Source organism: Agrobacterium sp. SORGH_AS_0745 (assembly GCF_030818995.1).
GTDB lineage: Bacteria > Pseudomonadota > Alphaproteobacteria > Rhizobiales > Rhizobiaceae > Agrobacterium > Agrobacterium tumefaciens.
Map to the genome: position 1 here is coordinate 141,680 of NZ_JAUTBI010000001.1, position 15,356 is coordinate 157,035.

Genomic DNA, 15,356 nt, shown 5'->3' on the forward strand with positions numbered 1-15,356 from the left:
AACTCACCTCAGTTTCGGATTGAGCGCATCGCGCAGCCAGTCACCCAGAAGGTTGACGGTGACGACGAGCAGGCAGAGCTGGAAAACGGGAAACAACACGATCCACCAGGAACCGGAAAACAGGAACTGGTTGCCGATGCGGATCAGCGTTCCGAGCGACGGCTGGCTGGGTGGCATGCCGATGCCGAGGAACGACAACGTCGCTTCGGTCAGGATCGCCATGCCGAAGTTGAGCGTGGCGGCAACCATGATCGGCGTCAGCGTATTGGGCAGAATATGGTTTGCCATGATGCGGCGCGCGGGAACGCCGATCAGCTTCGCCGCGCCTGCACATAGTCCTTGCCGGTTTCGACAATCGCCTGGGCACGCACGGTGCGCGCATATTGCACCCAGGCGGAAAGCGCGATGGCGAGAATGAGCACGGCAGATGCGCCGACCTCGCGAAGATTGTCCGGAAGCATCTGTCTGACGACCGTGGAGACGAGAATTGCCACCAGAATTGTCGGAATGGAGAGCGTGATATCGCCGATGCGCATCAGGAGATTATCGGCAAAACCGCCGAAGTAACCGGCGACAAGCCCGGCAGTCATGCCGATGACCAAGGACAGCGCCACCGAGGCAACACCGATGACTATCGATATGCGCGTGCCGTAGAGGATAGCGGAGAGCATGTCGCGCCCTTGCGTATCCGTGCCGAGCAGATAGGGCCATTCGCCGCCCTCCTGCCACACCGGCGGCAGTTCGGCCTTCCACATGTCGAGCGACGCGCCGTCATAAGGGTTCTGCGGTGCGATCAGGGGCGCGAAAACGGCGGCGAGGATGAGGACTGCAAGGATCAGCGCGCTGATCTTGGCCGATCTGCTGTGGCTGAACGACCAGTAGAGATCGCTGTTGCGTATGCGCTTGATGAGCGACGGGCGGGCAGGTTTTGCCGTTTGCGGAAGGTCTGTGGCCATGAAACCGGCTCCCTTCGGTTAGCGCGCAGTGCGCAGACGCGGATCGATCACCGCATAGGCAATGTCGACGAACGTGTTGAGGACAACGAAGATGAAGGAAATGATGCAGAGATAGGCCGCCATGACGGGGATATCGAGAAACGTCACCGCCTGTATGAACAGCATGCCCATGCCCGGCCACTGAAACACCGTCTCGGTGATGAGCGCAAAAGCGATGAGCGAACCGACATTCATCGTCGTCAGCGTCACAACAGGCATAAGACAGTTGCGCAGCGCATGGCGGAAATATATGCGCCAGCGGGGAATGCCTCGTGCACGGGCGAACTTCACGAAGTCGGACCGCAGCACCTCCAGCATTTCAGCGCGGACCAGACGCATGACGAGCGTGATCTGGTAAAGCGAGAGCGCGATGGCAGGCAGAATGAGTGCGGCACGCCCCGATGAGGTGAGCAGGCCGGTGGACCACCAGCCGAGCTGCACGACATCACCGCGCCCAAAGGCCGGCGCCCAGCCGAGGCTGACCGAAAAGACGAGAATAAGCAGAATGCCGACAACGAAGCTTGGCAGCGAGACGCCGACAATCGACAGGAATTGCAGGCCCTCCGTATACCACTTTCCGCGCCTGATCGCCGTCAGCACCCCAAGCGGCAGGCCGACGACAAGCGATATGATCGTGGCCACCAGAACCAGTTCCAGCGTGGCTGGAAACCGCTCCGCGATCAGCGGCAGCACCTGCTGGCCGTTGCGATAGGAAACGCCGAAATTGCCCTGGGCGGCATCTTTGACAAACCGCAGATATTGCGTTGGCAGACTGTCGTTAAGACCAAGACGCTCACGCAAGGCGGCGCGATCTTCCTGCGATGTCTGCTCCCCCACCATCAGCTCGACAGGGTCTCCGGCAAGCCTGAAAATGAGAAATGCAATAAGCGCGACGGAAAGCATGACCAGAATGGCATTTCCCATACGCTTGATGATGAAAACCAGCATTGTAACCTCTCGGATGCAAACCCGTGGCCAAAAGGCAGGCAGGTTTGCCCATTTTTGCAAGAGACGGGGTACGGGCCGCATGCGCCCGTAACATTGTCAACAATTGCACCGGCAGCGGAGCATTCAGGGAGGCGTTCAGCGAAATGCCCAATGCCTCCCTGATAGTCCAGATTACCTGCCGACCTGCGTCAGCCAGTGGCGCGGCTTGTTGTCGGCGCGGAAATCAACGCTCTTGACCTTTCCGAGCATGGCCCAGGCGATGGGCTGCTGGTGCAGCGGAACAAGCATCGTCTCGTCCTTGGCGATTTTCAATGCAGCTTCTTCAAGCGCGAGACGCTTGGTATTGTCCTGCTCGTGTGCTGCCTGATCCACCAGCTTGTCGATCTCGGGGTTAGACCAGCCTCCATAGTTGGATACGCCCATCGCGCCCTTGCGGGTCGAGAGGATCTGCGACAGGAACGAGAAGGCATCGAGCGTGGGCTCGTTCGCCCAGCTAAGGTTGAAGACATCGGCCTTGCCACCATTGCGCTTGGGAGACTGTACCGAACGCGGGGCGATGTCGATTGTCGGCTGGAAACCGCCGCGTTTGAGCATGTTGGCAACGCCGGAGCAGATGTCTTCCTCGTTGATGCTTTCGTCATTCATGCAGGTATAGGTGAATGCAAGGTTCTTCATACCTGCATCGGCAAGCAGCTTCTGCGCCTTTGCCGGATCGGCAGGCTGGTAGGTATCAAGCGACTTGGCGTAACCCGCAATCTCAGGCGCAATAAGCGAGCCGGACGGTCTTGCAAGATCGCGCATGACCTTCTTGTTGATGAGATCACGATCGATCGACGCCTCGAATGCCTGGCGAACGCGAAGATCGTTGAACGGGTTAGGCTTGCCGTCTTCCAGCTTTTCGCGGCGATTGAAACCGATGAACAGCGTACGCAGCTCGGTGCGCTTCTTCACCGTGATGTTGGGCGAGGATTCCAGACGCGGCAGATCCTGGATCGGCGCGGAATCGATCAGGTCGATTTCGCCGGAGAGCAAAGCTGCAACGCGGGTTGCGGCCGAGGCAATCGGCACGAATTCGATGCGATCGAGATTGTGTTTTTTCTGATCCCACCAGGCATCGTTCGCGACAAGAACCGTCTTGCTATCGGGAACACGGCTCTCAAGCTTGAACGGGCCGGTGCCGTTGGTGTGCATCGTCGTGTAGCCATCGACCTTGGAAGCGAAATCGGTCGGCTTTTCGCTGTTGTTATCTTTCAACCACTTGGCGTTGAAGATGAAGATATTGGTGATGTCGTTGAGGAAAAGCGAGGTGGGCGCGGTGACGTTCAGATCGACGGTGTAATCATCGACCTTCTTCACGCCGGCGAAAACCGGAATATTGCCGCGCAATGGTGAGGTGGCATCCGAAGCGCGCGTGAAAGATGCAACGACATCGTCAGCGGTAAACTCAGCACCGTCGTGGAACTTCACACCTTTGCGCAGGGTGAAACGCCATGTTTTTTCATCAACAAGTTTCCACTCCGTCGCAAGCGCCGGCTCAATCTTGAAGTCCGGCCCGTAACGCACCAACCCTTCATAGATATGATTGAGAAAGGCGAGGTTGGAGGTGGAAGGCACCGAATACGGATCAAGCGAGTAAAGATCCGCGCGACCGCCCCAACGCAGGGTTTCTGCGTTTGCGGGAACGGCAATGGCGGCGGCGGCCATGGCGGCCAGAACGAAACTTCTAATTCGGGACATTTGATCCCCCCTTTTTATAAATCATTGGATAGCCGGCAGACCTACCGGCCGGACAAGGCGGAGTATTGTTTCGCACAGCCGTATTGTCAATAATATTGTTGACAATTATCGTATCCAAAATCACTGCGTTATGGATACAAGCTGCACGTCAATGAGGGAGAGGACGAAATGGGGAATTTTCTGCTGCTGCACGGCACGATGGTGACGGTGGATCGTGAAAGACGCATCATCGAGGATTGTGGCCTTGCCATTCAGGGCGACCGTATTGTCGACATCGGTACAGCAGCGCAGCTGGCGCCACGTCACACCGACAAGCAGATCATAGATTGCCGGGGAAAACTCATCATTCCCGGCCTCATTGACGCCCATGGCCATGCAGGGCACGCGCTGATCCGCAGCATTGCGGCCGACACCAACGCCATGTGGATGAAGGTCGTTACGCCGACCTACTATCACTACGTCACACGCGATTACTGGTATGCGGACGGCCTGGTCTCCGGCATCGAGCGGCTTCGCGCCGGCGTGACGACCGGTACCAGCATCATCACCTCGATGCCACGCGCCGACGACCCCGTCTTTGCCATCAACCACGCCCGCGCTTATGACGAAATCGGGCTTCGTGAAATCATCTGCGTTGGACCTTCCGGACCCGGCCTGCCCTGGCCGCACCCGGTGACCCGATGGGAAAGCGGCTCTCCGGAGCGCCGAAATGTAAGCTTCGAGGAAATGATTGAGGGCAGCGAAGCCACGATCGACGCCCTGAACGGAACGGCAGACGGACGCATCAGTGTTTTTCTGACACCCTTTACCATCGTTCCCTCGGTGGAACCCTCCAACGCTTCAAGCCCCGACCAGGCGGTGAAACTGACGGAAAACGACCGCATGCAGGCACGCCGAATACGCGAGACAGCCCGGAAAATGGGCGTCAGGCTACATTCGGATGCATTTGCGGGACAAATCCGCATGGCGTTTCAGGATAAGGAAAATGCGCTTCTCGGCCCGGATATCCACCTCCAGCACTGCTGGGGCATCTCGCATGAAGAAATCGACATTCTGGCGGAAACCGGCACGCGCGTGACCCACGCCCCGCCGGGCCGCTCAACGCCGATCATGGAAATGATGTCCAAGGGGATTCGAGTAGCCATCACCACCGACGGCGCGGCACCCAGCCGTCACTTCGATATGCTCCAGACCGCCCGTCTGGCGCAATTCACGCAGCACCTGCTGCACAATCACGATCGCTACCTTTTGCCGCCGGGCAAGATATTCGAAATGATTACCATCGACGCCGCCCACGCCATCGGCATGGAAGATGAAATCGGCTCGCTCGAAATTGGCAAAAAGGCCGATGTCGTCGTCATCGACATGCGCAAGCCACATCTGATGCCGATGTGGATGCCGGTGCACCGTCTCGTGCATCAGGTTCTGGGAAGCGACGTCGATACCGTTTTCGTCGATGGCAAGATGCTGATGGAAAACGGCCTTGTTCTGACGACTGACGTCGATGCGGCTCTCTCCTTTGGACAGGAAGAGGCACTGGCGCTTGCCGCCCGCGCGGGTCTTGAAGCGCATATGCATGATCCGGGCTGGGGCCGTTTGCTGCGAACCTTCGAAGAGCCAGTGCACCCTCCCCAGCCGCCGGTACCAATGCCTGGCGAGCGATAGCGCAACCTGATCTCCAGGACCGGCAACCTGCCAACCCAGCGACCCGCCCGCAAATGCCCGCAACGACATTGTTGACAAAAATCTGCCGGAACTTTCCTCAAAACAAAATCTCCCCGGCCTGGAGGGGTCCGGGGAGCAAACCTAACATCATGTCAGGAACTTTGACTGGAGCTAGCACTCACCCGCTCAAGAGCGGGGTGGATCTGAGTCATCTAATCCGGTTTAGGCTTTTTTCTTATGGCTATTAGAATGCGCGCTGCAGGCGAACGAAACCGGTCCAGGCTTCAGGCTTGGTGTCGACGTCGAGGTAGTTTGCAGCAACCTTTGCCGAGAGGCCGTCCGTGATCTTGTAGTCAACCGTCAGGCCAGCCTTCCAGGCGTCGTTGTTCGAGAATTTGTCGAACGAGACGAGGCCGTAGCCACTGTAGTACTGGAAGCCGGGGGTGATCTTCAGCTTGTCGGTTGCGTTGATGGCGTATTCGGCAGCAACAGCCCACTCGGAAGCATTGTAGTAAGCGTTTGCGCCGGAAGCCCAAACACCAGACAGGCCAAACGTGCCAGGACCAACACCAGCTGTTGCGATCAGGCGAACAGAGCCGTTTTCGCGGTCAGTGTCATAACCACCGATGAGCTGAAGAGAGACGCTATCGATCTTCGTGCCAGCGCCAACAACGACGCCGACATTGTTACTTGTGTTGTTGTTCTTGTTGAACGTGCCGACCGCGATACCTTCGAGTTCGTCAACCGAGACACCAGCCCAGAAAGAACCCGCTTCATAGCTGTAACGAACGGAATTGAACAAAGCGTTGGTCGCCACATCGTCCGTTTCACCGGAGAGACCATCATCCCACCAGCTCAGGAACTTACCGAACTTCAGGCCGGCGATTTCGATAAAGGCCTGATGAACGAAAACTGCGGATCCCTTGTCGCTGGAACCAGAAGTGGTGGAAGCAGCGGCAGAACCGGTATCAGCATCACCACGCAGGCCGATGAAGCCACGCAGAGCGCCGAGTTCAGTGTCGGTACGGGTGTCAACTTCGAACTGGGCGCGCGTGAATGCGTCCCAATCAGACTTGCCAGCCTTGTCACGGCCGAAGTCGGTCTGGAAGCGAACGTAGCCCTGGAACTTCAGGCAGGTTTCGGTACCGGGGATGTAGAAGAAGCCGGTGCCGAAGGCGTCGCAGACGCGAACATATTCCATGGGCTCGGGTTCGGCAGCGACGATAGCGTCAGCGGCCTGTGCGCCGGATACTGCTGCGAGAGCGGCAGCGGAGCCGATGAGGAGGCTCTTGATGTTCATTTTTAATCTCCAGTCAAAAATTTTTCAACGAATGCGCAAAACCGAGGGCTGGTCTTTTCCCTGCCGCCCGCTTCTCTGCGCTGATTCAGCAAATGGCAGAAATTACGGGAGACTCGCAATTCAAATCTAAAGAATACAAATACACTTATAGAATACATTCAAATCACGTAGTAAAATTACAACACATTAACAGATTAATATATAATACATAAATGTTTTATTTGGTGATTTCGATATTTATTACTTAGTTATAGCGCAAATTATTTCTAATATTTTTGAATTATAATACTAGAGCAAACTTGCGCCCAATCCCGCAATCGCTTGGGAAAGGCATCAAGTTTCATGGATGAAGATGAGGGGATGCGGGCTTTTAATGCCGCGTGGGGTCGCAAGACGGGTGATATAGCCGCACTCCCTCCCGACACTATGCGGCAAAGACAGCGCAACGTGCCTTCCGCCAATTCGCGTCCGGCGAATCCGGTTAGAGGCAGGCCACCGAGGTGGGAATTATTGCCTGTCGTTCGATAGACCAGCGGGGAAAGTCATCATAGTCCCCAACATTGCCTCGATCGCATCCGCCTGCACCGGGCGGCTGAAGTAATAACCCTGACCATAGGGGCAGCCGGCAGCGCGCAGAAACGCTGCCTGCTCGCCGGTCTCGACGCCCTCGGCAATGACATCGATGCCCAGAGACCCCGCAAGCTGGATCATGATGGAGACGATGGCGCTGTCCTTGGTTTTTTCCGGCAGATGGGTGAGGAACGACCGATCTATCTTCATGCACGACAGGGGGAAGGTCTTGAGCATGCCGAGACAGGAATAACCAATGCCGAAATCATCCAGTGCCAGGCTGACGCCCATCTCCTTGATGACGCGCATGATCCGCACGGATGTTTCCACATCCTGAATGATGAGGGTTTCGGTGATCTCAATTTCCAACAGAGACGGTGCAAGGCCGGATTGCGTGAGCGCAGACCTGATCTGCTCCACAAGGCCGCCCTGAAATTGCCTGGGTGAAATATTGACCGCCATTTTGACGGGCGGCAGCCCGGCATTGCACCATGCCTGCGCCTGAAGACAGGCTTTCTTCAGAACGCTTTCCCCAAGTTCCACGATCAGGCCGGTTTCTTCCGCAAGGCCGATGAATTCCGCGGGGCCGAGCAGACCTTCCACCGGGTGCTGCCAGCGCACCAGCGCCTCCACGCCGCTGATGCGACCGGTCAGAAGGTCGACCTGCGGCTGATAGTGTAGAACGAATTCGTCCCTTTCCACCGCCTTGCGCAATTCCTCGATGCGGGTGAACTTCTTTCTCAGATCATCCGCCATGCGCGGCGTGAAGGTTGCAATGCCATCTCGCCCGCTATGCTTGGCCTCATACATCGCAAGATCGGCCGCAGCGACAATTTCCGCCGTGGTTTCCCCGTGCTCCGGGAAAAATGCCATGCCAATGCTGCATGTGACCTTGATATCGTAGTTGCCAAGGCGCAGCGGCTGCGAGACCGCAGCCCGGATATGTTGCAGGCGGCTTTCGAAATCGTCCTTGTGCTTATGCAGGATGATGACGAACTCATCCCCGCCCACCCGCAGCACCAGATCGTTTCGACCGAGACTGCGCGAGATGCGCTCAGCCGTTTTGGACAACAAAGCATCGCCAACGCTGTGGCCGAGCGTATCGTTGATCTGCTTGAAATTATCGAGATCAAGAAAGCCGATGCCGACATGCCGCTTCGCTTTTGCCGATGCTGCCAGTATCTCCGGCAGTCTCGTATCCAGAAAGCGGCGATTGGGCAGCCGTGTCAGCATGTCGTGATCGGCAAGAAACGCGATATGTTCCGCCGCCCGTTTGCGATCGATCGCAAGACCCGCCATGCGCGCGGCGGCGGCGATGAACTCCAGAAGCCCCGCATCCGGTTTGCGGCCCGCCAACATGCACCACACGAAACCGTGCGCATTGCCTTCGCTGGCGGGAATATCGAAACTGAAGGCCACATTACCGGCGGGATAGGTCAGGCTTTCGGGATCGCTGACGCTGGAGATGAGTGCTGTCACCCCCGCATGCTGTGAAAGCGCCGGTGAGGCATAGACTGAGGGTTCGCCGGCCGCGGCATCGAACACGCGAACAGCGCAGGCAAGACCCGTAGCGAGGTTTTCGATGGCCTTCACGAATTCTTCGAGAAAATCCTCGATACGCGCCGCCCCAACAATCATTTCGAGAATATGCGCCTGCGCCTGGAGCAGTCGCTCCGAGGCTTTCTTCTGGGTAATATCCCTGGATGCACCAACCACACCGATGATCGCGCCGTTCTTGTCCTTAAGCGGCACGCGCGACATCATCAGCCAGCGGTCGATATCGCCGCGCATTGCGCGTTCCTCAAAACCGAGATCCGGCTCTCCCGTGCGCATCACCCGCGCCTCGGTCTCTGGAATGCCGGCACGCTGCGCCGCATCGCCGTTAATATCGTAATCGGTGAGACCGATCAGTTCCTCGACTGTGTCGAAGCCGTTTTCGGTGACGATGGCACGGTTGGCGAAGAGAAAGCGGCCTTCCAGGTCCTTGGCGTAGATGAAATCCGGCACATGATCGATCATCGCTTCAAGCAGCGCATGCCGGTCGGATGGCGGCGCATCGGACTTCGTCCGCGGCGGCCGGTTCTGCAAGCGTGACTTCGGGCCTTTGGAACGCAACTATCCGCCTCGTTACTGTATAAGGAAGCAGAATAGTAGGATTATACATATTATATAAATATGAACGGCGGCGGGAGATTGAAGCGAAATGGCGCGACAAATACCGCGCGATCAGATTGTCGGCAAAGGCAAAACCTCTCCTGCAAGATGCCAGCCTTGAACCGACATTGAGCCGTGGCGCATCTGCGCCGTGAAGCAAGCTTTTCCCATTCAATACTTCATAGCACTGAACCGTGAGCTGCAGGACTTCGTAGTCAATCTCATGAGCTGCAACGGCTGCAGCGTTTGACTGCAACCGTCAATTGCTTATCCATCACACGACAGGTGTGGGGAGCTCTTTACCGGCAAAATGCGCGTCGAGATTGGCGAGAACCAGATCGGCCATGGCGCGCCGGGTCTGGTGCGTGCCGCTGCCGACATGCGGCGCGAGCGTGACGTTTTCGAAGGCGAAAAGCGCCTCCGGCACACGTGGCTCATCCTCAAAGACGTCAAGCGCTGCGCCACCGATCGTGCCACTCGAAAGCGCCTCGACCAGTGCCTTTTCATCCACAAGCGAACCACGCGCCACGTTGACGAGCACACCCTGGGGACCGAGAGCCTTCAGCACATCCGCATTGACGATATGACGCGTTTCGGCGGTGGCGGCGGCGGCGATGATCAACACGTCGCAATTGGCGGCCAGCGCTTCGATGCTGTCGTGATAATCATAGGGAACATCGCGACGGTTTCTGGCGGTGTAGGAAATGCGCGCATCAAAGCCTTCCAGTCTTTTGGCGATCGCCTGACCGATGCGGCCAAGGCCAAAAATGCCGTAGCGGCGGCCGGCCACACGGGTGGAAAGACCCATATCACCCTTCAGCCATTGCCCCGTGCGCACATGCTGGTCAGCCTGCGGCAGCTTGCGCGCCTGCGCCAGAACAAGACCGAGCGCGAGGTCAGCGACATCCGCCGTCAGAACATCCGGTGTGTTGGAAACGCGGAAACCGCGTCGCTTGGCTTCCGCCAGATCCACCTTGTCGAAACCGACGCCGTTGATGGCGACGATCTCGAGATTGGGGAGTGCGGCGCCGATATCCGCCGGCAGGCCGATATGGCCACCGGTGACGACGCCGCGGATTGCAGCACCCTTTTCAGAAAGGAACGCCGCCTTGTCTGCCGCCTCAAACAGGCGATGAACAGTGAAGCGCTGCGCGAGTTCTTCTTCCAGTGCCGGGATCAGCGGGCACAGTTGTACGATTTCAGTAGTCATGGATATGTCCTTGTGGATCAGGCGCTATTTCACATCGGCCTTGACGAATTGCCGGAGTTCCGGTGTTTGCGGATTGGCGAAGAGTTCTGCCGAGCGGCCCTGTTCCCAGATCTTACCCTTGTGCATGAAGATGGTTTCGGTCGCCACACGGCGTGCAAAGGCCATTTCATGGGTAACAAGGATCATGGTCATGCCACCCTTGGCGAGGTTTTCCATGACCGTCAGCACTTCCTCCGTCAGTTCGGGATCGAGTGCAGAGGTAACCTCGTCGAACAGCATCACCTTCGGCCGCATGGCAAGCGAACGGGCAATCGCCACGCGCTGCTGCTGGCCGCCGGAAAGCTGGTCGGGATAGGAATCGAATTTCTCCGACAGGCCGACGAGTTGCAGAACCTCGCGGGCAATGTCCTTCGTTTCCGACTTTGCCACGTCCTTGACGATACGCGGAGCGAGCATGATGTTTTCGCCGACCGTTAGATGCGGGAAAAGATTGTAGCTCTGGAACACGATACCGACATCGGTGCGCAGCTTGCGCAGCGCCGTGGCATCTCCGCCCAGCGCATGGCCGGCGATTTCGATGCGGCCCGAATTGATCTTCTCCAACCCGTTCATGCAGCGCAGCAGCGTGCTCTTGCCCGAGCCGGAGCGGCCGATGAGGGCGAAAACTTCACCACGGCCGACCGTCAGCGACACGCCTTTGAGCACTTCCAGAGCGCCAAAGCTCTTGTGAACGTTTTCAACGATTACTTCCGGCATGAAGCCTCCTTTCCAGCCAACGAGACAGCTGGGACAACGGGTAGCAGACGATGAAATAAAGCACGGCCACCGCGACGAAGACGCGAAACGGCTGGAACGTGGCATTGTTGATAAGCTGCCCCGCTCTCGCCAGTTCGACGAAACCGATGATCGATGCGATGGACGTATTCTTGACGACCTGAACGGCAAAACCGACGGTCGGCGGCAGGGAAATGCGGATCGCCTGCGGCAGGATGACGTAGCGATATTGCTGGGCGCGGGTGAGAGCCAGCGACTCCGACGCTTCCCATTGCTGCTTCGGCACCGCCTGGATGCACCCGCGCCAGATTTCGGCGAGATAACCCGACGTATAGATCGTCATCGATGCGCCGGCAGCAATCAGCGGTGGCAGTTCAAGTCCGGCCAGGCTTAGGCCGTAATAGGACAGGAACAGGATCATCAGCACCGGAATGCCCTGGATGACCTGGATATAGGTGCCGGCAGCGATACGCAGCGCCTTCAGATCCGAGGTGCGGGCAAGCGCCACGAAGAAACCGACGAGGCCGCCGCCGATGAGCGCAATGATCGTCAGAAGCACGGTCCATTGCAGGGCGGTGAGCAGGAAGCCGAACTCGTTCCAGCCGAAAGTTCTGAGTGTCATGACTGCACCTCCGGCAAGGCGGTCATCGTCTTGCGCGCCACGCGGCGGCCGAACAGCCACATGCCGACAAGGGCAAGGATGAGCCGCAGGCTGAGCGCCAGCGCAAGATAGATGAGCGTGACGACGATATAGACCTCGAAGGAGCGATAGGTCTGCGATTCCACGAAGGCAGCGGCGGCCGCAAGCTCATGGGTGGAGATGGCCGAACATATGCTCGATGCCAGCATCATCAGCACGAACTGGCTGCACAGCGAAGGATAGACCTTGGCGATGGCAGGCACGATGATGACGTGACGATAGATCTGATATTTGGTGAAGCCCAGAGCCTCGCCCGCCTCGATCTGCGACTTGTGGACCGCCTCGATGCCGGCGCGGATGATTTCCGTGGAATAGGCGGCAAGATTGATAGTCATGCCGATCAGCGCTGCCGTATCGGCTCCAACGCGAAAGCCGAGCCCCGGCAGACCGAAATAGACGATGAAAAGCTGCACCAGAAATGGTGTGTTGCGGATCACCTCAACATAGCCGTCCACGATGATGCGGACGATGCCGCCATTGATGGAACGCAGCGAGGCTAAAAGAATGCCGAAAGCGCAACCGAGCACGATGGAGAGGACCGATAGCTTGATCGTCAGCCATATGCCGCTCAACAATTCGTTCTGATATTGGGCAAGTGCGCCGAATTGAAATGTATAGGACATGCGTCACTCCGTGGACATTTCCCGGCCCGCCGGAATTTCTCCCGGCGGGCGCGTTGAATGGCTCAATCAGAAGCTTGGCAGTTGCGGCAGCGGACGGCCGGTCCACTTCACCGAGATGCGGTCGAGATCGCCCGACATCTTCATGAGATAGATGGAGGTGTTCAGCCACTGACGCAGCTCGAAATCCTCAATCTTCGTCGCCATGGAATTGCCTTGCTGGAAGAAGGTGAAACCGACCTGCAGACCGGCTTCCGGACGCTGCTTGATGATCGCCTCACCCACCGTGGACGGCAGGGCGACGGCATCCACCTGACCGGCAAGCAGAGCCTGGGCGCTGGTGGAATCGTCTTCGTAGACGACGATTTCGAGACCTTCGACATTGGCCTTGCGCAGCGCGGTTTCCTGCGAGGAACCGCGATTGACCGAAACGCGCTTGCCCTTTAGGCTGTCGAGATTTTCGAATTTCTGGTCCTTGCCGGAGATGATGTCCATGTTGAAGGCGCTGTAGGGCTGCGTGAACATGACGGTCTTGGCGCGTTCACCGGTCGGGGCGAGCGTCGCGACAAGGAAATCGACCTTGCCAGTCTGGAGCGCCGGAATGCGGGCCGGCGGCGTCAGCGGCACCAGTTCGACCGGCAGCGACAGGTAAGAGCCGATCAGATTGGCGACATCAACGTCGTATCCGGAAGGATTGCCCTTCTCGTCCACCATACCCATCGGCGGCGCGCCGGTGAGAACGCCGATCTTGACCTTGCCGCGCGCGGTGATCTCGCTGAGCGAGACGGCATGGGCCGAGGTGGTGGCGGCTAGCGTTGCTGCGGCAACACCGACTGCGACGGTCATGTTCTTCAAAAATCTGGAAATGCTCATGGTTTCTCCTCCAACCCTTTATTTGCCGTCCGCACGGGAACAGCGGCCTTTGCGCAAACCGAGAAATGTTCTCGATAACATTTCAACCCGATTTGCAAAAAACTCCTCCCAAGAAGACGCGAAGATCCAAAACTGTTAGAATTTCCCATGAAATTCAATGATTTTGGCTGGTTATCGATTTTCCTCTGGTCGACACTATTTCGCGTTCTTGGCAGGATCAATAATGCATGTTATCGGTATCATTGCAAGTCCGATCTACAGAACTGTTGCATCGGGCATTCATTCGGGAGGGAACCATGTATACACGCTCGGCAATTTTTGAAGGCAAGATCCACGCCGGTCGGGAGGAGGAGTTTTTCCGCATTGTCGAGGAAAAGCTTCTGCCGGTCTGGAAACGCATGCCGAACGCGCAGGCCGTGCGCGTCATGCGCACCGAGCGTACGGACCCGGACGCGGCGGCCATCATTATGGTGCAGGAAATCGACTATCCGTCGATTGAGGCTGTGGAAGAAGCGCTGGTTTCGCCGGTCAGACTGGAAGGCCGGGTGCTGACGGACGAGATGATGAGCATGTGCGACGGGCGTTTCTATCACCTCGTCTACCGTCGCATCGCATAAATCCGGTGCACGCCGCACCGATCTGCAATCATGCGGCGTGCTTTCCCTTGATATCTTCGTGTATGTCTTGTCCTGAACCGGTTCTAATTCAGGGAGACATGCTTTGGTGGAGCGCACGCCCTTGGCCGCAGCGTTAGTCACGTCAAAAAAAGCAACCATGAGCGACGTCTCGAAACTCGCGGGCGTCTCCAAGATGACCGTTTCGCGGGTGCTGGCCGATCCGGCGCTGGTGTCTGAGGACACGCGCCAGAAGGTGATGAAGGCCATCGAGAAGCTGGGCTATGTTCCAGATAGAATCGCCGGTTCGCTGTCTTCCCGGCGCACCAATTTCATCACAGCCATCCTGCCGACGCTCACCAACTCCAACTTCGCCGACAGCGCACAGGGGCTCGCCAATGCTCTGCGGGCGGCCGACTACCAACTGCTGATCGGCTATACCATGTACGATCTCCAGGAGGAGGAGCGCGTCATCCGCACCATGATGGAGCGCCGGCCCGACGCCATAGTCGTTGCCGGAACGGTGCATACCAAGATGGCGAGCGAAGTTTTGATGCGCGCCGGCATCCCGATTGTCGAAATCTGGGACGTTCCCGAACATCCCATCGACCACGCGGTCGGCTTTTCCAACTATGAAGTGGGAAGAAACGCCGCCAAATATTTAATATCGCTTGGATTTAAGAGAATTGGCGCACTGGGATCGCGTGCGGATGGCGATGTAAAGGACTGGCGCGGCGAAAGCCGTCTGCTCGGTTTTGGTGCTGCACTTCGCGAAGCCGGGATTGCCGACGACCTCATCATCCGCGAGGGCAGCGCCCCAGTCTCCTACGACCATGGGGCCAAAACGCTCGGCTCATTGCTGGCGAAGGCCCCGGATGTCGAAGGTATTTTCGCGGTCTCCGATATTTCCGCCGTCGGCGCACTGATGGAGTGTCATCGTCGCGGCATTCATGTGCCCGAACAGATTTCCATCCTCGGCTTCGGCGATTTCGACATCGGCCGGCAATGTTATCCAGCGATTTCAACGATCCGTGTAGACGCCCAGATGATCGGCCGAAAAGCGGGCGAATTGCTGCTTTCCATATTGGAAGCGGATAAAGGCGCTGCCGTTCCCGAAGGTGCGCGGGTGGATGTCGGGTTCGAGTTGATCGTCAGGGAGACAACGAAGCGGGTGGGCGGGTGAGGAGTTTCCTCCC

The 15,356-nt window shown here is 57.7% G+C and carries 12 protein-coding genes and 1 pseudogene; 3 read left to right on the plus strand and 10 right to left on the minus strand.

Going from position 1 to position 15,356, the window contains the following annotated elements; all coding sequences use genetic code 11:
• Positions 1-3: 3 nt before the first annotated feature.
• The 3 genes and pseudogenes from QE432_RS00690 to QE432_RS00700 all read right to left on the minus strand — a co-directional run bounded on the left by QE432_RS00690 (position 4) and on the right by QE432_RS00700 (position 3,680).
• Positions 4-956, minus strand: a pseudogene (locus QE432_RS00690) (ABC transporter permease).
• A gap of 18 nt (positions 957-974) precedes the next feature.
• Entirely contained in the window at positions 975-1,943 is a 969-nt protein-coding gene (locus tag QE432_RS00695; protein WP_004431345.1) for an ABC transporter permease, read from the minus strand.
• A 171-nt stretch (positions 1,944-2,114) separates the two neighbouring features.
• Positions 2,115-3,680 (minus strand): ABC transporter substrate-binding protein, encoded by a 1,566-nt coding sequence (locus tag QE432_RS00700; RefSeq protein WP_111796644.1) that lies wholly within the window; start codon positions 3,678-3,680, stop codon positions 2,115-2,117.
• 168 nt (positions 3,681-3,848) lie between these two features.
• On the opposite strand from QE432_RS00700, the gene QE432_RS00705 reads away from it, so the two are divergent.
• Positions 3,849-5,345 (plus strand): amidohydrolase family protein, encoded by a 1,497-nt coding sequence (locus tag QE432_RS00705; protein WP_306622926.1) that lies wholly within the window; start codon positions 3,849-3,851, stop codon positions 5,343-5,345.
• Between the two features lie 244 nt (positions 5,346-5,589).
• Here the strand turns inward: QE432_RS00705 and QE432_RS00710 are convergent, their stop codons facing one another.
• The 7 genes from QE432_RS00710 to QE432_RS00740 form a co-directional block, all read right to left on the minus strand.
• Positions 5,590-6,645 (minus strand): porin, encoded by a 1,056-nt coding sequence (locus QE432_RS00710; RefSeq protein WP_306622929.1) that lies wholly within the window; start codon positions 6,643-6,645, stop codon positions 5,590-5,592.
• Between the two features lie 507 nt (positions 6,646-7,152).
• On the minus strand, positions 7,153-9,303 hold the full coding sequence (locus tag QE432_RS00715) for a putative bifunctional diguanylate cyclase/phosphodiesterase (protein WP_080850178.1): 2,151 nt from the start codon (positions 9,301-9,303) through the stop codon (positions 7,153-7,155).
• Between the two features lie 340 nt (positions 9,304-9,643).
• On the minus strand, positions 9,644-10,579 hold the full coding sequence (locus QE432_RS00720; RefSeq protein ID WP_065661913.1) for a 2-hydroxyacid dehydrogenase: 936 nt from the start codon (positions 10,577-10,579) through the stop codon (positions 9,644-9,646).
• 24 nt (positions 10,580-10,603) lie between these two features.
• Entirely contained in the window at positions 10,604-11,335 is a 732-nt protein-coding gene (locus QE432_RS00725) for an amino acid ABC transporter ATP-binding protein (protein ID WP_004431334.1), read from the minus strand.
• Positions 11,316-11,975, minus strand: a complete 660-nt coding sequence (locus QE432_RS00730; protein WP_003505666.1) for an amino acid ABC transporter permease — start codon at positions 11,973-11,975, stop codon at positions 11,316-11,318. The genes QE432_RS00725 and QE432_RS00730 overlap by 20 nt, the downstream gene beginning before the upstream one ends.
• Positions 11,972-12,676 carry an amino acid ABC transporter permease gene (locus tag QE432_RS00735; protein WP_004431329.1) on the minus strand — a complete coding sequence of 235 codons (705 nt, stop codon included), beginning with the start codon at positions 12,674-12,676 and terminating at the stop codon, positions 11,972-11,974. Before QE432_RS00735 ends, QE432_RS00730 begins: the two co-directional genes overlap by 4 nt.
• A gap of 66 nt (positions 12,677-12,742) precedes the next feature.
• Positions 12,743-13,546, minus strand: coding sequence for a transporter substrate-binding domain-containing protein (locus QE432_RS00740; RefSeq protein WP_004431321.1), 804 nt, complete (start codon positions 13,544-13,546; stop codon positions 12,743-12,745).
• Between the two features lie 296 nt (positions 13,547-13,842).
• Between QE432_RS00740 and QE432_RS00745 the strand changes: the two genes are divergently transcribed.
• Together QE432_RS00745 and QE432_RS00750 are read left to right on the plus strand one after the other, a co-directional pair.
• A complete protein-coding gene (locus QE432_RS00745) occupies positions 13,843-14,163 on the plus strand; it encodes a hypothetical protein (RefSeq protein WP_004431319.1) in 321 nt (106 codons plus the stop codon).
• 157 nt (positions 14,164-14,320) lie between these two features.
• Positions 14,321-15,343, plus strand: a complete 1,023-nt coding sequence (locus QE432_RS00750; RefSeq protein ID WP_111800823.1) for a LacI family DNA-binding transcriptional regulator — start codon at positions 14,321-14,323, stop codon at positions 15,341-15,343.
• Positions 15,344-15,356 lie beyond the last annotated feature (13 nt).